The sequence below is a fragment of the Roseomonas sp. FDAARGOS_362 genome (assembly GCF_002754815.1).
Lineage (GTDB): Bacteria > Pseudomonadota > Alphaproteobacteria > Acetobacterales > Acetobacteraceae > Roseomonas > Roseomonas mucosa.
The window spans coordinates 64,815-89,052 of record NZ_CP024583.1; the positions used below are offsets into that span (position 1 = coordinate 64,815).

Sequence of the window (24,238 nt, forward strand, 5' to 3'; positions counted from 1 at the left end):
GCAAGATTCGCAGGGTTTGTCGTCGAAAACAATCGAACCCTGCAAATCCAGGGCGCCCGATCCGGAAAATATTCCAACTAAATCAGCGCTCTATGAGATGTTCAAGACCGACTACTTGTTGTTGTCGAACCGCACCAGGCAGGTCTTGGACACCGCGGCAGGCACGGCATGGAACCCGTCGAACCGTCCGGCATAGGGCACCAGGCTTGGCCGCTCCGCCTCGAACGCCTCCCAGACTGTCCGCTCCCTCTGCTCCGGATGCCGATTGGCCCGGGCATGGGACACGCACCGGTCCAGCAGAAGGGCGTTCAGCTCCTCGTAGCTCCTCACCCGCAGTCGCGGCGTAAAGAACCGCTCCCGCACCAGCCCGACCTGGTTCTCGACCTGACCTTTCTCCCAGCCTGAGGCCGGAGTGCAGGCCACCGGCTCGACCAGGTAGTGGCTGCACATGCGCAGGAAACGCCGGTTGTAGGCACGATCCCGTCCCACCAGGATCGCGTCCACCGCCGTGCGCATGTTGTCGTAGATGCCCCGCGTGCAGGTGCCGCGAAAGAAGGCGAACGCCCGGTCATGGGCGTCGAACACCATCTCCTGCGTCTCGCGCGGATAAGCGCGAACGAACAGCATCCGGCTGTAGCATAGCCTCACATGCGCGACCTTGACGGTTACCGTCGTGCCGCCGATCAGCACGACCTCGTGGCTCCAGTCGAACTGGTACGCCTCGCCCGGCGCGAAGCTCAGCGGCACGAAGGCTGCTGCCACCGCCGTCGCCCGTGACGCCTGCCACCCCCGCGCATGGCGCCGGACCGCGTCGTAGCCGCCCTCATATCCCAGCCCACGCAGCGCCTCGTAGACCCGCACCAGCGTCAGCCGCTCGCGCCGCGGCCGCGCCTCGTTCGCCTCCAGCAGGCGCTCCAGATCGGCCTGCCAAGGTCCCAGCTTGGGCTGCGGCTGCCGCGCCCGGCTGTAGCGGAATTCCGTCTCCCCGGACCGCAGAACCTTCCGGACCACCTTTCGCGAAATCCCGAGCTCGCGACAGATCGCCTTGATCGACTTGCCCTGCACCCAGTGCAGGCGCCGGATCTTTGCCACCGTCTCCACGACCAGCATCCCAGCCCTGGCTCCCGATCATCCCGGGAACCACTGTGAACCCCGCCGTCAGTGGGGTCCCGTTTGGACGCCGATCACCCCTCCAACAGGGTTCCTATTCCATGCCGTTCCACATCAGCGTCGACTGGCCCACCCCAAGGTCGGCAGCCACCTCTCCCACCGTCCGCCCGCTCGTCGACTGGCCCTGTCCCGCTGTGACGGACACCTCTGATAGGCTGAAGGGCCTGGAGGTACGGATGGCAGAGGGTAGCGGAAAGCGCCGGTTCTTTCCGGAGGCGTTCAAGCTGGAGGCGGTGGCAGCGGTCCGCGGTGGGCGGTCGGTATCGCAGGTGGCGGCCGAGTTGGGCCTACCGGACCGGCTGGTGCGCAGCTGGCTGCGCTGGGCGCCGACGGGCACGGCGGTGGGGAGCGGCGCGCCGGCGCTGGCGGTTCCGACACCACCGGCGGCGCCGGCGCGTCGCGTCGGCCCGAGCCCGGCCGAGCAGGCGGCCGAGATCGGGCGGCTGCGGCGCGAGGTCGAGCGGTTGCGCATGGAGCGCGACATCTTAAAGCGAGCGGCGCTCATCTTCGGCCAGGCGACGGACCGGAGGTGAGCTATGGCTTCATTCGCGATCACGTCGCCGTCTTTCCGGTTGCCATCCTGTGCGAGGTGCTGGGCGTGAGCCGCAGCGGCTACTACGACTGGGCTCGCCGGCCGGAGAGCAGGCAGGCGGCGGCCGACCGGGTCCTCGCAGCCGAGATCCGGGCCACGCACGCCGACAGCCGTGGCCGCTACGGCAGCCCGCGCGTGCATGCCGCGCTGCGCGCCCAAGGACGGCGGGTTGGCCGCAAGCGGGTGGCGCGGCTGATGCGCGGCATGGGGCTGTCGGCACGGCGTGGTCGCCGGTTCCGGTGCACCACCGACAGCCGGCATGCCTTCCCGGTCGCCCCCAACCTGCTCGATCGCGACTTCACGGCCGCCGCGCCCGACCGGGTCTGGCTGGCCGATCTGACCTATCTGTGGACCGCCGAGGGCTGGCTGTACTTGGCCGTGGTGCTGGACCTGTGCACGCGCCGCGTGGTCGGCTGGGCCATGGCGGACCACCTCGGCCACGAACTCGCCCTGGCCGCACTCGACATGGCGATCGCCTGCCGACGGCCCGCCCCTGGCCTCCTGCACCATGCGGATCGCGGCGTGCAATATGCCGCCCATGGCTATCGCCGCCGGCTCGCCGAGAACGGCATGCTCTGCTCGATGAGCCGCAAGGGGAACTGCTGGGACAACGCGCCGATGGAGAGCTTCTATGCCACCCTGAAGGGCGAACTCGTCGAGCAGCGCGACTACCTCACTCGCGACGAGGCCAGGGCCGACGTGTTCCAGTATCTGGAGGGCTTCTACAATCGACGCCGCCTGCATTCGGCGCTCGGCTATCTCACCCCCGAGCAGAAGGCAGCGACATTCCAAACAGCGGCATCAGCCGCGTAACAGTGTCCGTGAAAGTGGGGCAAGGCCACGACAGCAGCCGGACCGCCTCCCGCTTGAACTCCTCCGTCCAGCCCCGCTGACGTGGATCTCCCATCGCGCCCTCCCGGTCCTCACGACCTTACCTGAGCGCTCTCCACTCCACCCGGGAAAGTCCAGCCTGCGCCGTAGGCTCCAGTGCCCTCGACGCCAAAGGCGCGGATCGGACCGAGGGACCGTGCCCAATCGAGCAGAGTTCGGTAGCCGCGGCTGTTCGCGGGAATGGACAGGCTGCCGAGGAGGGCACCGAGCGCACTGATCGCGACGACGGCGTGGGTGGACCTGTGGGTGTCGACGCCGACGATGACGCTGGCATCGGGTGATCGACGCGGACAGCCATGAAGTGCGGGCCGTGGAGATGACGGACCACCGGCACGGGGTTGGCGAGATCGTCCCGGGCCTGCTGGCGCAGCTGCCGAAGGCCGAGCGGATCGGGGTGATCAGCGGCGACGGGGCCTACGACACCCTCGGCGTCTACGAGGCCTCTGCCGCCCGCCAAGCCGACCTGATCGTGCCACCACGGCGCAACAGCAAGCCGTGGAAGAAAGGAACCACCGGCGCGACCGAGCGGAACGAGACGCTGCGTGCCATCCGGCACCTCGGACGGCGGCTGTGGAAGCGCTGGAACGAGTATCCTGTGCAGTACTCCCGGGATCGCGGCGAGCACCGATGCTGGCACCCCGCCGAGCCCTGGGGCATCGTGGGGATTGGACCTTGGCCGCTTGCAGCCAGTCGGACCAGCAACCCCGGGAATCGCACGGATGGCGCAAACCCCCACCGCGGACACCATGAGCCTGGCAAAGATCGAAACCCCTCTGCCGGCCGGCTTCCACGAGGCCATGATCGCCCTGGTGGAACGACGCAACAAGGAGCGCAGGCCTGGCCAGCGCAAGCTGCACCTGCGTGATATCCAGGGCGAGGCCATCATGGCCCTCGGCCGTCAGGAAGCGCGGGGCAGGCGCGTGACCTACATTGCCGTACCCACGAGCCAGCCTCGCAAGCCGATCTGGATGGAGTTGCCGGTGCGCGAGGAGTTGGAGCGCCTGGCCACCACCGCTGGCATCACCCGGGCCTCTGTCATCGTCACCGCCTTCTCGCTCTACCTCAGCCGCAAAGGGCTGGGCGGTCGTCGCGTGGCACCAGCAGAACGACATACTGCCGCGTAGTCAGATTTTGGGACTTAGCTCGACTGGACAAGCCGCCGCTGACACGCGCAGTCTCACCCTGTCCGGACTCGCCTCAAGCGGGTATGGACTATCCTTCAACCGTCCTCTGAGGACAAACATGGCGCGCTGAACGCAAAAACGGCTGGTGCTTGCAGGCACCAGCCGTTCCGCACCGTAGATACCTAAGTTTGGGGCAGTAAATCCGAACCCCAAGCTAGGCCCGGGACGACCCTCCGTCAAGCACTGCTGTGCCTGACAACGGGAGAGCCTTGTCGACCAGTGCGGCTGCGCGCTCGCCAGGAGCGAGCCCATGGCTACGACCGACCAATCGCCACCACCGTCCCGGTCCGCAGGAAGGCGGGTGCTGCCTTCTCGCCCGACTGGTCGACGCCGCGTCACCCCGGCGCAGATCCGCAATACCGCCGATCTGTCCGGCTGCTTCGAGACGGTCAGCCACTGGCGCGTGCTGGCGGTGTTCAAGCAGGCTTTCCCGCTCCTGGGGCTGGACGAGCGCCTGCGCACGCTGATCGACGTGCTGTTCCGCTACACCCAGGCGCAGGACTGGGACGGCAAGGGGTTGCCGATCGTCTGGCCAAGCCGCTGGCAGCTGATGCGTGACCTCGGTCTCGGGCTGCGGTCAGTCCAGGTCCATATCGCCCTGGCGCTGGAGGCGGGCCTGATCGTCTCGCACGAGCAAGGCGGCGGGCAGCACTGGGGCTTCCGGGATGCGGAGGGACGCATCACAAAGGCGTCGGGCTTCAGCCTGGCGCCGCTAGCCGAGCGGCTGCCGCAGTGGGAGCGGCTGCTGGAGGTGCAGCGGCAGGAAGCGGCCGAGGCAGCGCGGCTGCGGCGGGAGTGCGGCTTCCTGCGACGTCAGCTGCTGGAACTGACGGCCGTCGGCGCCGCCCAGGCGGTGGCCGGCACCCTCTGGGAGGAGCTGGAGGCGCAGGCTGAGGCGCTGATCGCGCAGGTCCAGGGCGTCGATGACCCAAGGCCCCTGGCCCCCCTCGCCGGGCGCCTACGCCTGCTGCTGGACCAGGCGACCCAGGCCCTGCGTCAGGCATTCCCTGCGGATTGCGAGGATGATTCACCGTACGGTGCAGCCGCCCTGCACCCCATTACACCTACAAACCAAGTCTCTATCGCTAACGCGATTGCACCGGAGGCCTGCGGCCATGCTCAGGAGGTAGAAGCAGGCGGAACCGGATCGCCCCGCCGGTTGGTCGCAGTCCGCGCGGATAGGCCGGCAGGGGGCGAGTCAGGATCCGGCCATGCGCCGGCGATGCCCGCGCTGCGCGGCTTCCCGGTCACGCCCGAGGTGCTGATGCATCTCGTCCCCGCCCTGCGGCAGCGCAGCCGCCGCGTGCCGACCTCGTGGCGCGACTCACCGCCTCGAAGCGAACCCCGCCGGTCATGAGAGTGTGATCGGCGCGAGTCGCTGCATTTTCAGATTCACAAGGTGCGCCAAGGCCTTGTGGGTCACCACTTTTCAGCATGGGTGGCAAGGCGGCGCTACGGCGGCCCTATTCTATGTTCTTGTTATGTTCCGGATTCGCGGATTAGGTTGCCGGCATGTCCGAAGTGCCCCCCAGCAACCCTCCTGATGACTCCCATGCCCTATCTCCTGCCCAGCCGGAGGAGGTCACCGAAGCCTTGGCCTATGCCCTGCGCTACGACGAGCGCGGCCGACCCCGGCCGCATGGCGGCGAAATGATCGCGGGCCTCGCGGCCCGTCACCTCACCCAGCACCTCCAGCGCACCGGCTTCGTCCTGATGAAGCGCAGGCCCGGACGGCCGCATCGTGCCGGATAAGCGACGTGTCCTCGTCGTGCGCCTGCCGCTGCTCGCCATCGAACGCCTGCGACGGAGAGAGCCGTCGCTCCGTGACCGCCCGCTCGCGACCTGGCAGCAGCAGGGCAACCGGAGGCTGATCGCCTGCGTCGATGCGCCGCCGCTGCAGGCGGGTCAGGCCCTGGCCGACGCCCAGGCGATGCGGCCGGACCTCGTGCTGCAGCCGGCCGACCCGGCGGCGGAGGCGGCGCTGCTGGATCGGCTGGCGTGCTGGGCGCTGCGCTTCACGCCGCTGGTGGCGCTCGATGCACCCGATGCGCTGGTGCTCGACGTCACGGGCAGCACCGGACTGTTCGGCGGCGAGTCACACATGATGGCCGACGTCGCCGCGCGCTTCACCGCCGCCGGATACACGACGCAGCTTGCCATGGCCGGCAATGCCGATGCCGCCGCAGCCATGCTGCGGGCAGGCTTGCATGGTTGCATCGTGCCGCCGGGCGAGGATGCCGCCGCGCTGCGGACCGTGCCGGTGGCTGCGTTGCGTCTGCCCGGGGGCATGGCGGGCGACCTGTGCCGGCTCGGACTAGCGACGCTGGGCGACGTGCTGCGCCAGCCGCGCGCCTCGCTGGCCCGGCGCTTCGGCCGGGAACTGCTCGACCGGCTGGATTTCGCTCTCGGCGCCCGTGCCCGACCGCTCGACCCGATCCGACCGCCGCCGGACTTCTCCGCCGCCCGTTCCTTCCTGGAGCCCATTCTTACCCGCCCGGCCATCGACCGGGCGGTGACCGCGCTGCTGGACGACCTGTGCGACTCCCTGGCCGAGGCCGGCCGCGGAGCGCGACGGCTGAGCCTGCTGGCCTTCCGCGTGGATGGCGCGGTGCAGGAGGTGGCCGTCGGCACCGGCCTCGCCAGTCGTGACCCGGCCCATCTGTTGCGGCTGTTCGCCGGACTACTGGAGCGGCTGGAGCCGGATCTCGGCTTCGAGCGCATGGTGCTGCAGGTGACCGAGACGAACCCGCTCGGCGACCACCAGCTGGCCGGTCGCCTGGGCGGGCACGAGGCCGGCGACGAGGGCCGGGCGCTGTCGGAGCTGCTCGACCGGCTGGGGCAGCGGCTGTCGCTCTGGCGCATGGAGCCCACCGGCAGCCACTGGCCCGAGCACGCCGCGGTGCCGGTCGACGCCTATGCTCCCGTCGCCGTGCCCGCCGGCTGGGGTGAGCGGCTGCGGCCGGTGCGCCTGCTCGACCGGCCCCGGGAGATGACCGTGCTCGCCGAGGCGCCGGATGGCCCGCCAGCCCAGCTGCGCCTGGATGGCCGGATGCATCGGGTCCGGCACGCCGCCGGCCCGGAGCGGCTGGAGCCGGAGTGGTGGACCGAACGCCACGACCGTCCGCGCCGAGACTACTACCGGGTGCAGACGGAATCCGGTCGCCGGCTGTGGATCTGCCGTCTCGGCCAGGACAGGCCGGCGGCGCCGGCACGCTGGTTCCTGCACGGCGAGCTGGCGTGACACCGCCATGGTGCAGGACTACGCGGAACTCGCTTGCCGCTCGAACTTCAGCCTGCTCGACGGCGCCTCGCATCCTGGCGAGCTGGCGGTGGCCGCCGCGACGCTCGGCCATGCGGGCTTCGGGATCTGCGACACCAATACGCTGTCGGGTTCCGTGCGCGGCCACGTCGCCGCCCGGGAGGCGGGTATCGCCTATGCCGTGGGGTGCCGCCTGCGGCTGGACGACGGCGCCGAGTATCTGGCCTGGCCGACCGACCGGGCGTCCTATGGCCGCCTGACACGGCTGCTCTCGCTCGGCCGCATGCGCTCGCCCAAGGGCGAGTGCGCCCTCACCCGGCAGGAGATGGTGGGGCATGCGGAGGGCTGGTGCCTGGCCGCTGTGTCTCCCGTCCGCCCGGACCTGGCCTTCGCCGACCGGCTGCAGGCCGATGCTGCAGCCTTGCGTAACATCCTGGCGATGCCGCTGCTCTGCACGGCAACGATCCGCTTCGACGATATCGACGCGGACCGCCTGGAGGCGCTGGCGGAGATGACGGCCGTCACCGGCGCTGGCCTGCTGGCCACCAACGACGTGCGCTACCACGTTCCCTCGCGCCGCCCGCTGGCCGACGTACTGACGGCGATCCGCCTCGGCCGGACCGTGGACCGGCTCGGGCCCCTGGCAGAGCCCCATGCCGAGCGGCACCTCAAGCCACCGGCCGAGATGGCACGGCTGTTCCGCCACTATCCGGAAGCCCTGCGCCACACCCTGCGCGTGCTCGGCGCCTGCCGGGGATTCTCGCTGGCCGATCTGCGCCACGAATACCCCGACGAGATCCTGGAGCCCGGCCGCACGCCGCAGCAGACGCTGGAGGCCCGCGCGGCGGCGGCCGCGGCGGCGCGTTTCCCGCGCGGCGTGCCGCCCGGCATCCAGGCGCGCATCGACCACGAGCTGCGGCTGATCGAGCAGCTGGACTACGCGCCCTACTTCCTGACCGTGGACGAGGTGGTGCGCTTCGCACGCGAGCACGACATCCTCTGCCAGGGACGCGGCTCGGCCGCCAACTCCACCGTCTGCTACGTGCTGGGCATCACCGCGGTCGACCCCTCCAAGCACGACCTGCTGTTCGAGCGGTTCCTCTCGGCCGAGCGCGCCGAGCCGCCCGACATCGACGTGGATTTCGAGCACGAGCGGCGCGAGGAGGTGATCCAGTTCATCTATCGCCGCTACGGCCGCGACCGCGCGGCGATCGTCGGCACCGTGATCCGCTTTCGCGGCCGCTCGGCGGTGCGTGAGGTCGGCAAGGCGCTCGGGCTGTCCGAGGACGTCACCGGGCGGCTGGCCAAGGCGAGCTGGGGCCCGGGTCGGGACAGCAGCCTGGCCGAGATCGCCGCGACCGAGGGCCTCGACCTCGCGGATCGTCGCCTCCGCCTGGCCCTGGAACTCGCCGAGGAGATCCAGGACTTCCCCCGCCACCTCGCCACCCATGTCGGCGGCTTCGTCATGTCACGCGGTCCGCTGATCGAGATGGCCGTGGTCGGCAACGCCGCCATGGAGGGGCGGACGGTGCTGGAGTGGGACAAGAACGACGTCGAGGCGCTCGGTCTGCTCAAGGTCGATATCCTGGCGCTGGGCATGCTGAGCTGCCTGCGGCGCGGCTTCGACCTGCTGCGCCGGCACCGCCTCGCCGATCTTGATCTTGCCGGTGTGCCACGAGACTGCGAGCGGACCTACGCCATGCTGAGGCGAGCCGACTCCCTGGGCGTCTTCCAGGTCGAGAGCCGGGCGCAGATGAACATGCTGCCCCGGCTGCGGCCGGCGCGGTTCTACGACCTGGTGGTGCAGGTCGCCCTGGTCCGGCCCGGCCCGATCCAGGGCGACATGGTGCATCCCTACCTGCGGCGCCGCTGGGGCGACGAGGAGCCCGTCTACCCCTCCCCTGCCCCGGAGCACGGGCCAGCGGACGAGCTGGAGCAGGTCCTCGGCCGCACGCTGGGCGTGCCGCTGTTCCAGGAGCAGGCCATGCGGGTGGCCATCGTCGCCGCCGGTTTCTCGCCCGGTGAGGCCGACCAGCTGCGCCGCGCCATGGCGACCTTCAAGTACACGCAGGGCGTGGCGGTGTACCGGGACAAGCTGGTCGGCGGCATGGTCCGCAGAGGCTACGATCCCGAACTGGCCGAGCGGGTGTTCCGGCAGATCGAGGGCTTCGGCTCCTACGGCTTCCCGGAAAGCCACGCCGCCAGTTTCGCCCACCTCGCCTACGCCTCGGCCTGGCTGAAGTGCCACCATCCGTCCGTGTTCGCGGCCGCCCTGCTGAACTCCCAGCCGATGGGCTTCTACGCGCCGGCACAGATCGTGCGCGATGCCCAGGCGCACCGCGTGGCGGTGCGGCCGCTCGACGTCAACGCGAGCCAGTGGGACTGCACCCTGGAGCCGGAGGCGGGCAGCGCCGAGGGCCTGGCGCTCCGGCTGGGGCTTCGCCTCGCCGCGGGCCTGGCCGCCGAGGACGGCCAGCGGGTGGCCGAGGCCCGGCGTGCCGGCAACGGCAGCCCCTACGCCTCGGTGGACGAGGTGGTGCGCCGCGCCGGCATCGGCCGCAAGGCCATCGAGGCGCTGGCCGCGGCGGACGGCTTCGCGGGCATGGGCCTCGATCGCCGGGCGGCCATCTGGGATGCCAGGGGGGTCGAGAACGACACCCCTCCCCTGCTGCGGCTGGCGGCCCGGGCTGCCGCCGCGGGCGAACCGCCACTGCTCCGCGAGCCCGCCCCCACCCTGCCCGCCGAGGCCGCCGGACAGTCGGTGGTGCTGGACTACACCGCGACGGGGCTGAGCCTGCGCCAGCATCCGCTGGCCCTGCTGCGCCCACGGCTGCGCACGCTCGGCTGCCGCGATAGCCGCGAGCTCGGCGGCCTGCGCGCCGGGCAGCGGGTCCGCCTGGCGGGGATGGTGCTGATGCGGCAGCGCCCGGGCACCGCCAAGGGCATCGTTTTCGTCACCGTGGAGGACGAGCACGGCACCGCGAACCTGGTGGTGTATGCCGACGTCGCAGCCCGCGACCGGGCCGCGCTGATCGGCGCCCGGCTGATGGTGGTCGACGCCCGGGTGGAGCGCGAGGAACGGCGCGCCGAGGTGCCGATCGTCCACCTCATCTGCCGCCGCCTGGAGGACCGCTCCGATCTCCTGCGTGGGCTGATGGCGGAGCCCGGACCTGAAAGCTGGGGCGATCGGTCCATGGCCCGCGCTGACGAGGTGCGCCGCGCCGATCCCGGATCGGGGCGATCCAGTCAGAGGATGCCAGGTAGTCGTGATTTCCGCTAACCGAAAGTCATGACCTCATTTCCTCATGAGGAAAGGGCGCCGCATTTCCTCTCCCCGTTATCTCATGCCCTCATGAGGATAGGAACTCATTGGCGTGGCAGCGGTGGGCATTCCCTATCGTATTAGTACATAATAATCATTGGTTTAAGCGATATTCTGAGAATGAACTCGGTGCATTCCTCATGAGGTCATGACCTTTGGAGATCATGCGATCATGAGGATGTTGTGTCACGTCCTCATGAGGTATATCCCTCATGATCTTGCGAGGGTATGAGGGCATGAGCGCATGAAAGTGGTCGCAGTAACGTCCGACAAAGGCGGAATGGGCAAATCAACCGCCGCTCTCAATCTAGCCTGTGCCGCGGTTGAGGAGGGCTTTGAGGTCGGCATCCTGGATTTGGATCCGCAGGCATCGGTCGGCCGGTGGGCGAGGGTCCGTAAGAAGGCCAAGCTCCCGCCAAAGCCGCTTGCTGAGACATGCGTTCCCATCGACGTGGAAGACCGCCTCGCGGAGCTGGAAGAGGCTGGCGCCGATCTTGTCTTCCTGGACACTGCCGGCCGCGACAACAATGCCATCACGGCTGCTATCGCCAAGGCAGACCTCATCCTGATCCCATGCCATCCTACCGATCTCGAATTGTCGACATTGGGACCAACGCTCAGCCGTCTTCGAGCGGAGCAGAAGCCGAACTATGTCCTGCTGATCGACTGGAGTGCAGGCGCGACCCGTCGCCGTGGCGACGCATCGGTGGCCATCGGCCGTGCTGGAGGCAAGGTTGCTCCCGTTCCTTACACGCACCGCGCCAGTTACCGGGTCGCACTGGAGAATGGCCAGGGCGTCACCGAATTCGAGCCCAATCACAGCGCGGCCAATGAGATCAGGGGCGTGTGGAAGTGGTTGAAGACCGAACTTGGTATCGCTCGGCAAAGGCAGGAGAGGGCGGCTTAAGAAGATGGCACGACGCAGCAGCGCGATTGCCAACCTGGATATCGAGGCGGAAGGTTTGGCACAGCCGGATGGCCTGGCGGAACGTCTTCAGCGGAACCGCGAGACCCGAACCACAACGGTATCTGCGATCACCTCTCCGACGAAAGGAGCCGCACAGCCTGCCGATCCGGCTTCTGCTGTCAACATGCCGCCTGGACGCAGTGGAGGCCGAGGCCGAAATGACTGGCGCAACGGGAAGGCCATGGTCCAGGTGGCTCTCGATGAGGAGATGCACACCGAACTGAGCATCATCGCCAAGCGTCGAAGGATGACGCTGAGCCAGCTTGCCCGCGAAGCCATGAACCTTTGGCTCGAAACCCACGGGCATACCCTTCGCATCCGATGAAGCTAGACCTCATTACCTCATGAGGTAACTTCATGTCCTCATGGTCTCATGAGGAATATTAACTGCCTTGTCTGCGGTGGTCCGCAGTCTCCGTCTAGCCATTACGTCCGAACGATAACCGAGCCGGCCGCTACAGCGGCTCGGCGCATTCGTGGTTCCGGACTGCTGGGTAGGCGGCAAGGACATGAAGTCCCTCACAGCGATTGCCGTTTCCGTTCGCACCGCAGCTGACAATCCTCGAACCGGGCCGGATTGGAGGGCAACGGGTATGAGAGGACATCTGGGGGGCAGGGAAGATCCGCTACCGCTAGCGTCGGACGCGCGACAAGGGTTCGTCGCTGCGCTCCCGCGCCGGGGCAGGCCCCGGCCGCGCCCTTGTCCCGCCTCCGCCTCGCGGTCGCCGGGTGGAATCCAGGCGAAGGATTCCGGGCGATGAGTGGGCATGACGAGGAACTGCAGCGGCTGCGCGAGGGGGTGAACTGTGCAGCCCTGCTTGAACGGTTGACGCCCCCATGGCGGCTGGACAAGGCCGCCAGCACACGGGACTGCCTCAAGTACCGCCGGGGCAAGGGCGAGATCATCATCGTCAACCATGGCGGCCACGGCTGGTGGGACGCCGGGGGCACCGCCAAGGGCGACGTGTTCGGGCTGGTGCAGCACCTGAACCCCGGACTGAGCTTCGGCCATGTCCGCAAGCTGCTGCGGGAGATGATCGGGCTCCAGCCCAGCTTTCCCGAGCACCCTCGGACGGTCAGGGCCGCCGGCGACGGCATCCCAGCAGCGGATCGCTGGACCGCGGCCCGTCCTCTCCGCCCGGGCGGCAGGGCCTGGCGCTACCTGACGGAAGCCCGCCGGCTGCCGGGCCCGATCCTGCGGGCCGCCGTAGCGTCCGATGCGATCCGGGAGGGCGCCTATGGCACGGCCTGGTTCGCTCACCGCGACGAGTTGGGCGCCCTGACCGGCTTCGAGATGCGGGGCGCGGATTTCCGTGGCTTCGCCAAGGGGGCGGACAAGACCCTGTTCCGGCTGCCCGGTTGGATCCCGTCGCAGCCACGGCGCCCGAGCCGGCTGGCCGTGGCCGAGGCGCCGATCGACGCCCTCAGCCTCGCGGCCATCGAACGGTTGCGGGGCGACACCCTCTACGTGGCGACGTCCGGAGGCATGGGCCCCGGAACGGTACGCGGTCTCGCCCTCCTGCTGGCGGACCTGGCCACCTTCCCGGATGCCCTGCTGGCCAGCGCGACCGACAACGATCCGGCTGGCGATCGCTATGCCGCCATGCTGGCCGAGCAGGCCGCGGCGGTCGGCGTGCGCTGCGAACGGCTGGCGCCGCCCGCGCCACTGAACGACTGGAACGACGCGCTGACACAGGGGAGGGGGGCATGACCGCCTTCACGGAAACCCCGACGACACCTCTCAGCCAGGACGCGGTGGATCTTGCGCGAGCACTGCGCGCTGCCTTCCAGCGCATGCCCGAGCGCCGGCGACAACGCTGCACGGTCCCGCCCACCGGCGACGCCGGCATCGACCGCCCCGTGCTGGTCGAGGCCTTCGACGGCTCGGACCACTACGCGGGGGTGATCGTCAGGGGAGAGCGTGACGACGCCGGCGCCTGGCTTCTGGACGAGGCCTTCACTCTGCTCACCCTCGACCACGGTGACGGCGCCGACGCCGCGCTGGTGGCGTGCAACGGATGGAACTGCCATGTCGAGCGCCTCTGATCTTGCCGTGCAGGGCCGGCCGATCGCCGGTCTGACGCGCACCCAGGCCGAGGCGGCTTCGCTGACCGGAGCGGTGCTGGTGCTGGCCGGTGCCGGGACCGGCAAGACCAGCACCCTCACCGCCGGCGTCGCGCTGCGCATCGCCGAGCGTGGCATCCCGGCCGCCCGGATCCTGGCCGTGACCTTCACCAACAAGGCTGCCGGCGAGATGCGGGCGCGCATCGTCGCGCTGCTCGGGGGACAGTCCGCGCCGTCCTGGATCGGCACCTTCCACGGGCTCGGTGCTCGGCAGCTCCGGCTGGAGCCGGAGATGGCCGGTCTGCGGGCGGATTTCGATGTGCTCGATGCCGACGATGCCAGGCGACTGCTCAGGCGCGTCATGAAGGCGTCCGGGACGGAGGCGGGCGAGGACGAGATCATCGGCAAGGACCCCGTCAAGGCGATCGCCGGCCATATCGGGCGCTTCAAGGAGAACATGGTCACGCCCGCCCAGGCGGCGGTCCGGGTCGAGGCCATGCTGGCCGCCAGTCCGCTGGCCGATGCCTCTGGGCTGCGCGCCGCAGCGCGCCTCTACCCGGAGTATCAGCGCCGGCTGCGAGACGCCAATGCCGCCGACTTCGGGGACCTCCTGCTCTGGCCCGCCGTGGCGATGGCAGCCGACGAGGAGCGCCGCCGCCGCCTTGCCGGCCGCTTCTCCTGCCTGCTCGCCGACGAGTACCAGGACGTGAATGCCGTGCAGTACCGCTGGCTTCGGCTGATGGCGCAGGACCACGGTGAGATCTTCGCGGTGGGCGACGACGATCAGGCGGTGTTCGGCTGGCGAGGCGCCGATATCGAGTACATCCGGCGCTTCACGCGGGACTTCCACGGCTCTGCCGTGGTCAAGCTGGAGGAGAACTTCCGCTCCACCGGGCATATCCTCGCCGCGGCCAATGCGGTGATCGCGCGCGACGACACTCGGCTCGGCAAGACGCTCCGACCCACGCGCGAGCAGGGCCAGCCGATCGAGGTGGTGAGGTTCCGCAACGACGAGGCCGAGGCCACCGGCCTCGCCTCGGAGATCCGCAGCCGCCACGCAGAAGGCGTACAATGGCAGGACATGGCCATCCTCTACCGCGCCAACCACCTCTCGCGCGGAATCGAAGACGAGTTGCTGCGGGCCAAGGTGCCCTACGTCCTCGTCGGCGACGTCGCCTTCTACCAGCGTGCCGAGATCAAGGATGCCCTCGCGCTGCTGCGCCTCGCCAACTCGCCGGACGACTGCCAGTCCGACGAGGCCTTCTGCCGTGCCTGCAACAACCCGCCCCGTGGCATCGGTCCGAAAGCCCTCGACCTGCTGGAGCGCGACGCGGAGTGGCGTGGATCGTCCCTGCTGGCGGCGTGCCACACCGCCGACTTGCCGCCCCGGGTCCGGGGCACGGCGGGAACCTTCGCCGATGCCATTCGAGGCGTCGCGGCCGATTCCACGGCCTCGGTCGCCGACCGGCTCTCCCAGCTGCTCGACCGCACCGGCTATCGCCAGTGGCTCCGCGACAGCAGGGCCGAGACGGTCGAAGGGAGGCTGGAGAACCTCGCGGAGCTGGTGCAGCTGGCCAGTGGTTTCCATTCCGCGACCGATCTGCTGGAGCATGCCGCCCTGGCCAGCGCAGCTCCCGGCGAGGAGACCGAAGGGCGGGTGCAACTCCTCACCCTCCACCGGGCCAAGGGCCTGGAGTTCGGGCACGTCTTCCTGCCTGCCTGGAACGACACGATCTTTCCGAGCCAGTACGGTGATGCTGCCGAGGAACGGCGCCTGGCCTATGTGGCCCTGACCCGGGGCAAGGAGCGGGTGGCCGTCAGCTACGCCGAGTTCCGGCGCGGCTACGTCGATCCCTCGCCGTTCCTCGACGACATCCCGGCCGACAACCGCCACGAGGGCTGGCTGCGGCCCGTGGCGCGGCGGCCAGCGCGGATCTCGCCCCGTCAGGCCGGTATGGACGCCCTCAACGAGATGGTCGCCGGCCTTCGGTCCCGGCCGACGGCATAGCAGGCCGCTGCTCGATCACATCCCCACAGGAAACCAGCGATGCACACCGAAGCCTCCTTCATCCAGCGCCTCGAGCGCTACCGTTCCTCGAACACCGTGCCCCATGCGGTTTGGGTCGCGGACTGGCAAGCCGAGACCGATCGATGGAGCGATCCCGTGCTCCTGCCCCGCAGCAACGTCGAGCCGGCCCTCGCGGCGGCCGAATTCGTGCAGAGCCTGGACCGGGAGATGGACCGTCAGGCCGCGGACAGGTTCTTCTCCGCCTGGGGCGGTCGCGTGGCATGGTTCTTCTGCCGCCGGGAGGGGGACGTCGCGGTCGCCTACCTTCGTCAGGCCGTGGGACATCATTCTCCCATCCTTATGGGCTGGACGGACAGGGTGGAGAACAAGATCCAGGACGTGGCGCACGCCCATCCGCTCCTGGCACGCTTCCTGGGCATGAGAGAGTACAGTTGGGACACCCCGGAGTACCGGACCCTGTGTGCCGACCTCGGCCTCGATCCGGACTTCCAGCGGCCCTGTCCCCTGCCGGAGCATGCGGAGATGGGCGGCCAGCTGATCCGCTGGCTCGGCAAGCAACTCAACATCCTGGGTGTCATCGGGCCGGCGATGGACGATCCGCGGTGGGTGTACCTGAACTTGGGGAGGGACATGGTCACGGCCCTGCTACCCGAGGGCCGTGAACGCCCCTGGACCATCCGCGAGATCCTCGGGCGTCTCAAGGCGGTGCCCCCGCATGCCGTGCCATGCCGTGACGAGTTCCTGCGGGCCTTCGCAGACGTTTCTGCCGCCGAGCCGGGAGAGCGGCCGTGGCGGCCAGTTCCGCCGCCGAGCTTTTTCGCCCGTGTCGAGGCACTGCTGAGGCGTCCCGTGCAAGGGCGCTGAGGAGCGTCGAAGGAAAGGGAGGTGGAGTGGCAGGAGGCCCTGCCACCCTCGCCCGGTGCGCGGCAAGGGTTCGTCGGCTGGTGCCTCCCGCCGCTGCGCGGCGCCCTTGTCTCGCCCCGGATCGGGGCGGCTGCGGGGAGGGGTCTTCAAGAAGAAGACCAGCAGGAGATTCCACCCGTGCCCCACATCACCCCCGTCTCACCTAACCCCTGTGTTCCCGTCACCCGGATCCGCGGCGCCCTGGGCGACAAGGTGCTGCGCAAGAGCCCGGAACTGTTCAACCAGGGTTTGCCTACCGTGCTGGCCGAGGTGCTTCAGAACGCCCGCCGCGCCGGCGCCACCCGCGTCGGGATCGAGCTCCTCGGCGAGGAGGGCCGCGCCACCCTGGCAGTGCGCGACGACGGCCATGGCATCACCGACATGGCCAGGCTGGTGACCTTCGGTGCTTCCGCCTGGGACGAGCGCACCGACCTCGTGGAGAACGCCGCCGGCATGGGGGTGTTCTCGCTGGCCTCGCGCGGCGTCACTGTGCGCTCGCGCGGGCAGCGGGTGACGCTGAGTCGGGCTGTGTTCTGCGGTGAGGCCGAGGCCGCCGTGCTACCCGACCCGGAGATGGTGGTGGGCACCGAGCTACTGTTCCCGGTGGACGAGCGGGCCGTCGAGCGGGCGGTCGAGCGGGCGTGCCGCTTCTACCCCCTGCCGGTGACGCTGAACGGCCGGCCGCAGCCGCAGCCGGGTTTCCTGGAAGGCGCCGAGCACGTCGTGGAATGGCAGGGGCTGCGGCTGGGCGTCTTCCGGGAGGTCGGCCCCAAGGTGCTGGACCTGTTCGACAGGCACCGCGGCTGGGACAGGCGCCTCTACCTGAACTTCCATGGCCATGTCGTGGAGTGCGGAGCGGCTGTCGCGCTTGCCGAGGTTGGCGGACCGACCCGTAACGTCTTCGTGGACGTGGTCTCGGCGCCGGACCTGCGGCTGGTGCTCCCGGCGCGGAACGAACCGATCGACAACGACTTCTTCCGAGCCATGCGGGCCCGCGCCGAGCGAGCGCTGCTGGAAGCCGTCGCTCTTGGAACCACGCACTCGTTGCCCTTCGACGATGCCCGTCGGGCAAAGGCGATGGGTATCGAGCTTCCGTCTGTGCGGATCCCGCTCACACCCTGGCGTCTGAACACCGACGTCACACGCCACCGTATCGAGGAGCTTCCCGGACCTGTCGTGCTTGGCACGCCGGGTACGGAGGTGCTGTTGACCGACGCACTCGGCATCGAACAATGCAGTGCAATGAACCTCGATCTGATTCTGCGCGGATGGTCGGACAGGCCGCGGGTGGTCGTGGCGGATTCCAGATTCGAGGGCTATCGCGAGTATGACACCCTGCGCGTGGTGCGCGCGATCTCGGCGGTTGCGACCGATGCCGAAGGATCTGACGAGGAATTTCCGGGCTCGACGATACGGTCCGGAAGCGCGCCGCAGGACGCCGAGTACCAGGTGGTCGAGACGCTTTCCGCACGCCTCATGGTAGCGGCGGATGCCAGGAAATGGGCACAGCCCGCCGTAATGCACGAGGCGGCGGTTCCGTTCTTCTTCACCGATGAGCCGTCGTTCGATGGCATGCCGAGCTTCGTGGTTGTGCGCGGCACCGAGCCCGGGGACCTTTCGGACGCCTTGGTCGAGGGGTTCTTCGCGGAAAACGAGGACGTCGGCAACGACAGCAGCGATCGCCAGCTGGAAGCCTTCTCGGCCGAGGCCCGCGACCTCTCTCGCACCCTCCTCCTGGACGGCGACGCGGCCACGGCGGCCCGCATTGTCGAGCATCTGCGCAACATTCGCTGGGAGCTGCGTAGCCTTCAGAAGGGTAGCATCGAACTGCACATCGTGGAGGACCAGATCGGCAGCACGATCCGTATCGTCGGTCCAAGCGGCCGGGAAGTGACCGCGATCCTCTGAGGAGGACGGGGAAGGGCGAATGAGCAGGACGGGGGAGGGCGCTGCCACCCTCTCCCGGCGCGCGGCAAGGGTTCGTCGGCTCACGCCTCCCGCCGCTCCGCGGCGCCCTTGCCCCACCCCGGCAGGGGCGGCCGGCGGGCTGGGTCTTCGGGAAGAAGACTCAGCAGAAGGATGAGATCCATGGATCTCCACGAACGGCTCGCCAGGCGCCAGGGACGTCACGAGGACATGAAGGCCATCGCCGGCCTCGCCCTGATCGTCTGCATCCTCCTTGCAGGCGCCATGCTGCCTGGCTTCCTGGCGGATCACGCCTCCACTGTCCGTGTGCCTGCCCAGCAGGAGGCCCGCCGATGAGCAGGATCACGCCGCTCACCGACGGCCAGGACCTCTCCATCCTGGTGCTGGAGGATGTGGTGTCAGACGGTTACGGCCTTATCAGGACCGAAGCCAGCCCCGCGACACAGGTGGCCGTTGCCCATGACGGAACACTCCGCGGCACGGAGCAGGCCAAGGCCTATGTCGCGCTCCTCGCGCGTGCTCCGGCCATGCGCCGTCTCCTCGACCAGGCGCTGATCTTCGAGGCCGACGCCTTCGACGCCGACGAGCCGGTATCGGGCGCCGACCTCGTCGAATGGTTTGCCTTCTGGCGGCTGGAGGTTCGGACCGCGCTATCGCGGCCGGCGCTCGCCGCCTCGTAGGACGCCCTGCCTGCCTGAGGGAGCAACACGTCCATCCGGTTGCCCGATCCATCACGATCCACAGGATCCGAGACATGCCTCATCCGGCACATCTTCCGCGCTTCCTCGTAGTGCGGCCCTATCTGGGCCATGCCTCGCGAGAGGGCGCCTACGCACATCTCGAAGCTCTGGTCATGTACTCGCGTGGCGACGTGCAACCCACACGGTACGGCGACCCACACGGTACGGCGACCTGCGGCCACTGCTTCGCTGGGACGATACGCCGCGTCCGATCCTGCACGAGGGGCTGCGTTGGTCGTGCCAGATCGACGACCGCACCCCCGAGGTCTACGGCATCCATTACGGCTACACGTCCGAGCACGCCGACATCTTCACCGCGGCGGACCTCGCCCGCTACGGCAGGTCGATCCCTGCCCTTCGCAGGGCCATGGATCGGCTGCAGGAACGCGACGGGCCGGCCGGACACGTTGCCGTGCTGCTGCTCCGGCTGGCCCGGGTCCTGAAGGTGCGCGGCATCGCACTGCTCGAACCCCGGCTCGGCGAAGCCTTCTTTGCCGACGACCATCGCTTTCGGTGGCTGGAGATGGCGCCCGACTACGGCCCCGTGTTCGCCGAGATTGGCAACGTGGCGGCGGAACTGCACCGTCACTGTGCCGCGCGATGCGGCCGTGCGCCGGCCTGAGCCGTGACCCCGATCCAGCCCGCCCTATGCCAGCACTGCGGGGAGCCGTCGGTACTGGAGATCGCGGAGGCGTGGTCCGACCACGCCTTCCTGCTCGATACCTGTTGCCTGGCCGCCCACGAGGAGGTCTGCGCCGGCATGGCTGACGATCCGGCCTGGGCACGCGACCTGCTGCGGCATCTAGGTGCCGAGGAAATGCTCGGCCACCGCCTCCGGCGCATCGCCGACACCGGCTGCGGCCAGTTGCTGCTCGACTGGAAGCTGGCGATCCGGCCGGTGAGCTTCGCGGCAGCGGCGGGGTTCGTGCGTCGCCACCACGCCCATAACGCGGCACCGACCGTCTGGCGCTATGGGGCCGCCATCGCGAATGGCCCGACGTGGCTGGGCGTGGTGATGGTGGGAAATCCCGTTGCGAGGGGGTTGATGGGACGGGGCATCGTCGAGGTGAACCGGCTGTGCCTGCGCCGCGATGTGCCACGCGCCCTGGCCTGGAACGCCTGCTCACAGCTTTACGGCTGGGCTGCCCGCGAAGCCGCCGCGCGGGGCTTCACGGGCATCGTCACCTACACCCGCGAAGACGAGGACGGTGGCAGCCTGACGGCCGCCGGCTGGTCTCTCGAGACCCGCATCCGTGGACGCTCGTGGAGCAGCGGAAGCCGCGTCCGCGTCGATCGGGGACCGCCGGTCGACAAAAACCGCTGGAGCCGCTCGCTCAGGCCACTCACCAAAGTCCAGAAGCGCTCGGCACCGCCGGCCATGATGCCGCTTACCCTGGGCACCGATTGAGGGGGCGGCCGCCGACGGTCCGATGAAGGGAAGAATCGAGAAAGAGGTGTGAACCGGATACCGCGGAACGGGGCGGGAGGGGTGCCGCACCCCGTCCTCCGCCGCAAGGGCAAGGGCCTGGCGGCCCGCCGCGATGCGGCGCCCCTGCCCCGGAGGAACGGCGCCGCGGCGGCCTGGGAGTTGTTCGGAAAGGAACATCCCCATGGAAATCCGCCGCCTCGCTCCCCGGGCACCCGCCGCGCTCTCCCGATCGCTTCCACTGGCCGATGCCGGCGAGGCGCTCGCCTGCACCCGCTGCGGCAGTGCCTACCAGGGCGACCCCACCCTGCTGGTGGCCTGCCCGGTGTGCTTCGTCGCGCCGGGCGTTCCCTGCTGCAAGCCCGATCATGGCCGGGTCCGGCAGTCGCACCTCTTCCGAAGCCGCGATGCCCTGGCGGCAGGGCGCATGCCGGCCTGCGGCGCCCTGACCTGGGACGGGCTGCACGCCTTCGCGGTGCCGGTGCCGGCCGCGCCTCGACACGTCTCCAGCGCGATCTGAGGGCGATCCGATGACCCATGTTCGCCGCTTCCTCGACCTGTCCACCGCCCACCTCGCGCTGGAGGACCGCGCCTGCCTGATCGGCGCGGCCCTGGCCGGGGTGCGCGGCGAGGTGTGCTGCGGCGCGATGCCCTATGGCTGGTTCGTCTATGCCCATGACGATCGTCCTGACATCTCCGATACGCTCTGGGCCCTCATGGTCGAAGCCCGCCGACAGGGTTGCGAGTACCTGCTCTTCGACGCCGACGGCCCGGCCCTGCCGGATTTCCCCTGCTTCGACTGGGATGGGCCCTCGGCATCGTAAGAATTCGCTTGTCCGGGAGGGTCGCTGCAACGGCGCCCGTTCCTCTGCTGTCGAGCACCCTGATAGACGCCCCGTTGCTCCGTCGGTGCGGCGGGACAAGATTGGCGAGCCCTTCGGCCGGCTGGACGACGAGACCCTGCTGGCCGTCAGTCGTTCTCTCGCCCTTTTCCTCGGCTTTGCCTGACAGGGCTCGACGATCCTCCGCTTCGGCGCTCTAGGGCCGGAACAGCCGTCATGGAGCGGGATCGGAACGAGGATCCTGATCGAGGATCGGTGGGAGCCGGCGCGGCCCCGCTGTCAGGGATTCGTCCGGCCCCGCAAGGGTGCGTCGGCTACCGCCTCCCGCGCGCCGGCGCGCGCCCTTGCGGCCCCGGCCGATCCCCGACTGCCGGACGGCATGGCGACGGGAGAGTGCGCGATGCGAACCACGGTTCACAGCCTGCGGAACGAGACGATGCGACCCGGCGACGTCCGGATCGACCGGCGCACGGAGTTCGGCAACGAGTTCGTCCTTGGCCGTGATGGCACGCGGCCGGAAGTGATCGCGGCGTTCGAGGCGGCCGAGCGCGCCCGGCTGGCCGATCCGGTCCACGGCGCGGCCCGACGCGCGAAGGTGCGGGCCATGTACGGCCGCCGGCTGTTCTGCTGGTGCCACCCGCTGGCCTGCCACGGCGACGTGTACGCGAAGCTGGCGGCCGAGCTGATGGCGGCCGGGGAAGCTGGGGAAGCCGAACCGAACGTCCGAGCGCCGGACATCGAGTACATCTGGAGATCAGGAAAGCGGGCAACCACGAAATCGGGAAAGTAGGAGATCAGGAGAGCGGGAAAGGGAGGCCGTTCCGCACCGGTCCGGCCGCCGCAAGGGTTCGTCGCTGCGCTCCCGCGCTCCGCGCGCCCTTGCCCCGGCCCGCCCGGATGCGGGGCTGGGGAGGTGTTCCGAGAACATGAAAGGGAACACCGATGGCTCAGCCTCGCCGTCAGGCCGCCGATCGCCCGGCTCCCCGCGACCATTACGCCGAGATCACCAGCCAGATCGTGGAGGCCCTGGAGGCCGGCACGGTGCCGTGGCGCCGGCCCTGGGACCAGGACAAGGCCGGTGCCGGTCCGCTGTCGCCCCGCAACGGGGTCACCGGGCGCCGCTACCACGGGATCAATGTGCTGCTGCTGGGCATGACCGGCCTGGCCTTCGCCGGCACGGATCCCCGCTGGCTCACCTACAGGCAGGCCGAGGAGAAGGGGTGGCAGGTCCGCCGCGGCGAGCGCGGCAGCCGCGTCTTCTTCTTCCGCAAGCTGACCCTGCGGGACGGCGGGGCCGCACCCGACGCCGGAGGGGAGGGCGAGGGCACCCGCACCGTGCCGTTGCTTCGTGCGTACACGGTGTTCCACGCCAGCCAGGTAGACGGCATCCCGACCTTCGAGGCCCCGTCCGTCGAGGAGGCCTCCTGGCGCACGCCCGAGGCGGCCGAGACGATCATGCGCAACAGCGGCGTGGCGTTCCGGGAAGGAGGCGATCGCGCCTACTACTGCCCGGCGACGGACCATATCCAGATGCCGCCGCGCGCGGCCTTCGCCACGCCGGAGGGCTACTGCGCCACCGGCCTGCACGAGCTGGCTCACGCGTCCGGCGCGAAGCACCGCCTCGACCGTGACCTGACGGGTCGCTTCGGCAGCCATGCCTATGCCCAGGAGGAGCTGCGCGCCGAGCTGACCTCCTGCTTCGTCGGCGCTGAGCTGGGCCTGCCCTGCGACATCCCGAACCACGCCAGCTACGTCTCATCCTGGCTCAGGACGCTTCGGCAGGACAAGCGCGAGATCTTCCGCGCCGCCGCCGAGGCCCAGCGCATGGCCGACTACCTGCTCGGCTTCCACCCGGGGCATGCCCGGCGCGCCGCCGAGGAAGCCCAGCGCGACGAGACCGCGGAGGCGGCATGAGCGCCGCCCTGCTGCCGGGCGCGGCGGCGCTGGTCCCGGAGTTGCGCTCCTACGACCACGTCCTCCTGTTCAGCTCGGGGGGCAAGGACGCCACGGCCTGCCTGGTCGAACTGCTGGAGCGCGGCGTGCCGCCCGCGCGCATCGAGATACACCACCACGAGGTGGATGGCCGCGGCGAGGCCTTCATGGACTGGCCCGTGACCGGCGCCTACGTCGCGGCGCAGGCGGCGGCGTTCGGCCTGCCGCTCTACCGCTCCTGGCGCGAGGGCGGCTTCGAGCGGGAGATGCTGCGCCAGGATGCACCGACGGCGCCGATCCTGTTCGAGACGCCTCATGGCCTCATGAGGACAGGAGGCACCGGGCCGCGTAACACCCGGCTGCTGTTCCCTCAGACCTCGGCCGACCTGTCGGTGCGCTGGTGCTCGGCCGCCCTCAAGATCGGGGTCGGCGCCGCCGCCATCGCCGGGCAGGATCGCTTCCTCAGGCGCCGCACCCTGGTCGTCACCGGGGAGCGGGCGCAGGAGAGCCCGGCCCGGGCGCGGTATGCCCGCTTCGAGCCGCACCGTACCGACACGCGTGGCGGCGCGCGGCGCGCCCGCCACGTCGACCACTGGCGTCCGGTCCATGGCTGGGACGAGGTGCGGGTCTGGGATGCCCTGCGGCGTCACGGCGTGCGGCCGCACCCGGCCTACGAGCTGGGCTGGTCGCGGCTGTCTTGCATGGCCTGCATCTTCGGGTCGGCGTCGCAGTGGGCGACGATCCGCCTGATCGCGCCGGTCCTGTTCGAGCGCATCGCGGCCTACGAGGAGCAGTTCGGCCGCACCATCCATCGTGCCCGCTCCGTCCGCGCGTTGGCCGATCTCGGCCGCCCCTATCCGGCCGTCCTCGCCCGGCCCGATCTCGTCTCGCTCGCCCTGGGCGCGGTCTGGGACCGGCCGATCCTCGGGCCGCCCGCCGACTGGACGCATCCGGCCGGCGCCTTCGGCGAGGCCGCCAGCCCGACCTGACC

22 protein-coding genes and 2 pseudogenes are annotated in these 24,238 nt (G+C 69.7%); 23 read left to right on the plus strand and 1 reads right to left on the minus strand.

Going from position 1 to position 24,238, the window contains the following annotated elements; genetic code table 11:
• Positions 1-114 precede the first annotated feature (114 nt).
• Positions 115-1,110: pseudogene (gene istA / locus CTJ15_RS02090) on the minus strand (IS21 family transposase); the annotation flags it as partial.
• Positions 1,111-1,346: 236 nt separating this feature from the next.
• Here istA and CTJ15_RS02095 point away from each other — a divergent pair.
• The 23 genes and pseudogenes from CTJ15_RS02095 to CTJ15_RS02190 all read left to right on the plus strand — a co-directional run bounded on the left by CTJ15_RS02095 (position 1,347) and on the right by CTJ15_RS02190 (position 24,236).
• A protein-coding gene (locus tag CTJ15_RS02095; RefSeq protein ID WP_226945908.1) for an IS3 family transposase occupies positions 1,347-2,575 on the plus strand; the annotation gives its coding sequence in 2 pieces (ribosomal slippage) (positions 1,347-1,662 and positions 1,662-2,575; 1,230 coding nt in all).
• Positions 2,576-2,969: 394 nt separating this feature from the next.
• A pseudogene (locus tag CTJ15_RS25235) lies at positions 2,970-3,185 on the plus strand (transposase); the annotation flags it as partial.
• A gap of 187 nt (positions 3,186-3,372) precedes the next feature.
• Entirely contained in the window at positions 3,373-3,777 is a 405-nt protein-coding gene (locus CTJ15_RS02100; RefSeq protein WP_099780966.1) for a hypothetical protein, read from the plus strand.
• 310 nt (positions 3,778-4,087) lie between these two features.
• Positions 4,088-5,194 (plus strand): helix-turn-helix domain-containing protein, encoded by a 1,107-nt coding sequence (locus tag CTJ15_RS02105; RefSeq protein ID WP_099780967.1) that lies wholly within the window; start codon positions 4,088-4,090, stop codon positions 5,192-5,194.
• Between the two features lie 155 nt (positions 5,195-5,349).
• Positions 5,350-5,589, plus strand: a complete 240-nt coding sequence (locus tag CTJ15_RS23670) for a hypothetical protein (RefSeq protein WP_126281742.1) — start codon at positions 5,350-5,352, stop codon at positions 5,587-5,589.
• Positions 5,579-7,078 carry a DNA polymerase Y family protein gene (locus CTJ15_RS02110; protein WP_037251613.1) on the plus strand — a complete coding sequence of 500 codons (1,500 nt, stop codon included), beginning with the start codon at positions 5,579-5,581 and terminating at the stop codon, positions 7,076-7,078. Before CTJ15_RS23670 ends, CTJ15_RS02110 begins: the two co-directional genes overlap by 11 nt.
• 7 nt (positions 7,079-7,085) lie before the next feature.
• The gene (locus tag CTJ15_RS02115) at positions 7,086-10,376 is read left to right on the plus strand and encodes an error-prone DNA polymerase (protein WP_099780968.1); all 3,291 of its coding nucleotides are present in this window, start codon (positions 7,086-7,088) and stop codon (positions 10,374-10,376) included.
• 286 nt (positions 10,377-10,662) lie between these two features.
• Complete coding sequence (locus tag CTJ15_RS02120) at positions 10,663-11,325, plus strand: ParA family protein (protein ID WP_075822242.1); 663 nt, start codon at positions 10,663-10,665, stop codon at positions 11,323-11,325.
• 4 nt (positions 11,326-11,329) lie between these two features.
• Complete coding sequence (locus CTJ15_RS23675) at positions 11,330-11,710, plus strand: hypothetical protein (protein ID WP_126281743.1); 381 nt, start codon at positions 11,330-11,332, stop codon at positions 11,708-11,710.
• A gap of 432 nt (positions 11,711-12,142) precedes the next feature.
• On the plus strand, positions 12,143-13,096 hold the full coding sequence (locus CTJ15_RS02125; protein WP_037251616.1) for a DUF3991 and TOPRIM domain-containing protein: 954 nt from the start codon (positions 12,143-12,145) through the stop codon (positions 13,094-13,096).
• Positions 13,093-13,431, plus strand: a complete 339-nt coding sequence (locus CTJ15_RS02130; RefSeq protein WP_027297414.1) for a hypothetical protein — start codon at positions 13,093-13,095, stop codon at positions 13,429-13,431. The genes CTJ15_RS02125 and CTJ15_RS02130 overlap by 4 nt, the downstream gene beginning before the upstream one ends.
• Complete coding sequence (locus CTJ15_RS02135) at positions 13,415-15,457, plus strand: ATP-dependent helicase (RefSeq protein WP_099780969.1); 2,043 nt, start codon at positions 13,415-13,417, stop codon at positions 15,455-15,457. Before CTJ15_RS02130 ends, CTJ15_RS02135 begins: the two co-directional genes overlap by 17 nt.
• A gap of 39 nt (positions 15,458-15,496) precedes the next feature.
• A complete protein-coding gene (locus tag CTJ15_RS02140) occupies positions 15,497-16,342 on the plus strand; it encodes a hypothetical protein (RefSeq protein ID WP_099780970.1) in 846 nt (281 codons plus the stop codon).
• A gap of 177 nt (positions 16,343-16,519) precedes the next feature.
• The gene (locus tag CTJ15_RS02145) at positions 16,520-18,289 is read left to right on the plus strand and encodes an ATP-binding protein (protein ID WP_099780971.1); all 1,770 of its coding nucleotides are present in this window, start codon (positions 16,520-16,522) and stop codon (positions 18,287-18,289) included.
• 180 nt (positions 18,290-18,469) lie between these two features.
• Entirely contained in the window at positions 18,470-18,643 is a 174-nt protein-coding gene (locus tag CTJ15_RS24120; RefSeq protein WP_155985215.1) for a hypothetical protein, read from the plus strand.
• Positions 18,640-18,987: a hypothetical protein gene (locus tag CTJ15_RS02150; RefSeq protein WP_027297457.1), complete on the plus strand. Its 348-nt coding sequence runs from the start codon at positions 18,640-18,642 to the stop codon at positions 18,985-18,987. The genes CTJ15_RS24120 and CTJ15_RS02150 overlap by 4 nt, the downstream gene beginning before the upstream one ends.
• A gap of 427 nt (positions 18,988-19,414) precedes the next feature.
• On the plus strand, positions 19,415-19,669 hold the full coding sequence (locus CTJ15_RS02155; RefSeq protein WP_099780972.1) for a hypothetical protein: 255 nt from the start codon (positions 19,415-19,417) through the stop codon (positions 19,667-19,669).
• Between the two features lie 3 nt (positions 19,670-19,672).
• On the plus strand, positions 19,673-20,455 hold the full coding sequence (locus CTJ15_RS02160; RefSeq protein ID WP_174978053.1) for an XF1762 family protein: 783 nt from the start codon (positions 19,673-19,675) through the stop codon (positions 20,453-20,455).
• A 202-nt stretch (positions 20,456-20,657) separates the two neighbouring features.
• Positions 20,658-20,993, plus strand: a complete 336-nt coding sequence (locus tag CTJ15_RS02165) for a hypothetical protein (RefSeq protein WP_099780973.1) — start codon at positions 20,658-20,660, stop codon at positions 20,991-20,993.
• Positions 20,994-21,003: 10 nt separating this feature from the next.
• A complete protein-coding gene (locus CTJ15_RS02170; protein ID WP_099780974.1) occupies positions 21,004-21,297 on the plus strand; it encodes a hypothetical protein in 294 nt (97 codons plus the stop codon).
• 397 nt (positions 21,298-21,694) lie between these two features.
• The gene (locus CTJ15_RS02180; protein WP_226945909.1) at positions 21,695-22,105 is read left to right on the plus strand and encodes a DUF4326 domain-containing protein; all 411 of its coding nucleotides are present in this window, start codon (positions 21,695-21,697) and stop codon (positions 22,103-22,105) included.
• A gap of 152 nt (positions 22,106-22,257) precedes the next feature.
• Positions 22,258-23,229 (plus strand): ArdC family protein, encoded by a 972-nt coding sequence (locus CTJ15_RS02185; protein ID WP_099780976.1) that lies wholly within the window; start codon positions 22,258-22,260, stop codon positions 23,227-23,229.
• The gene (locus CTJ15_RS02190) at positions 23,226-24,236 is read left to right on the plus strand and encodes a phosphoadenosine phosphosulfate reductase family protein (RefSeq protein ID WP_099780977.1); all 1,011 of its coding nucleotides are present in this window, start codon (positions 23,226-23,228) and stop codon (positions 24,234-24,236) included. Before CTJ15_RS02185 ends, CTJ15_RS02190 begins: the two co-directional genes overlap by 4 nt.
• Positions 24,237-24,238: the final 2 nt, after the last annotated feature.

Bases quoted from the DNA above. Each gene is read 5' to 3' on its own strand.
- CTJ15_RS02105 (WP_099780967.1), top strand. From the start codon at position 4,088: ATGGCTACGACCGACCAATCGCCACCACCGTCCCGGTCCGCAGGAAGG.
- CTJ15_RS02135 (WP_099780969.1), top strand. From the start codon at position 13,415: ATGTCGAGCGCCTCTGATCTTGCCGTGCAGGGCCGGCCGATCGCCGGT.
- CTJ15_RS02120 (WP_075822242.1), top strand. From the start codon at position 10,663: ATGAAAGTGGTCGCAGTAACGTCCGACAAAGGCGGAATGGGCAAATCA.
- CTJ15_RS02140 (WP_099780970.1), top strand. From the start codon at position 15,497: ATGCACACCGAAGCCTCCTTCATCCAGCGCCTCGAGCGCTACCGTTCC.
- CTJ15_RS23675 (WP_126281743.1), top strand. From the start codon at position 11,330: ATGGCACGACGCAGCAGCGCGATTGCCAACCTGGATATCGAGGCGGAA.
- CTJ15_RS02150 (WP_027297457.1), top strand. From the start codon at position 18,640: ATGAGCAGGATCACGCCGCTCACCGACGGCCAGGACCTCTCCATCCTG.
- CTJ15_RS02190 (WP_099780977.1), top strand. From the start codon at position 23,226: ATGAGCGCCGCCCTGCTGCCGGGCGCGGCGGCGCTGGTCCCGGAGTTG.
- CTJ15_RS02185 (WP_099780976.1), top strand. From the start codon at position 22,258: ATGGCTCAGCCTCGCCGTCAGGCCGCCGATCGCCCGGCTCCCCGCGAC.
- CTJ15_RS02130 (WP_027297414.1), top strand. From the start codon at position 13,093: ATGACCGCCTTCACGGAAACCCCGACGACACCTCTCAGCCAGGACGCG.
- CTJ15_RS02170 (WP_099780974.1), top strand. From the start codon at position 21,004: ATGACCCATGTTCGCCGCTTCCTCGACCTGTCCACCGCCCACCTCGCG.
- CTJ15_RS02115 (WP_099780968.1), top strand. From the start codon at position 7,086: ATGGTGCAGGACTACGCGGAACTCGCTTGCCGCTCGAACTTCAGCCTG.
- CTJ15_RS02125 (WP_037251616.1), top strand. From the start codon at position 12,143: ATGAGTGGGCATGACGAGGAACTGCAGCGGCTGCGCGAGGGGGTGAAC.
- CTJ15_RS02100 (WP_099780966.1), top strand. From the start codon at position 3,373: ATGGCGCAAACCCCCACCGCGGACACCATGAGCCTGGCAAAGATCGAA.
- CTJ15_RS23670 (WP_126281742.1), top strand. From the start codon at position 5,350: ATGTCCGAAGTGCCCCCCAGCAACCCTCCTGATGACTCCCATGCCCTA.
- CTJ15_RS24120 (WP_155985215.1), top strand. From the start codon at position 18,470: ATGGATCTCCACGAACGGCTCGCCAGGCGCCAGGGACGTCACGAGGAC.
- CTJ15_RS02155 (WP_099780972.1), top strand. From the start codon at position 19,415: ATGGATCGGCTGCAGGAACGCGACGGGCCGGCCGGACACGTTGCCGTG.
- CTJ15_RS02165 (WP_099780973.1), top strand. From the start codon at position 20,658: ATGGAAATCCGCCGCCTCGCTCCCCGGGCACCCGCCGCGCTCTCCCGA.
- CTJ15_RS02180 (WP_226945909.1), top strand. From the start codon at position 21,695: ATGGCGACGGGAGAGTGCGCGATGCGAACCACGGTTCACAGCCTGCGG.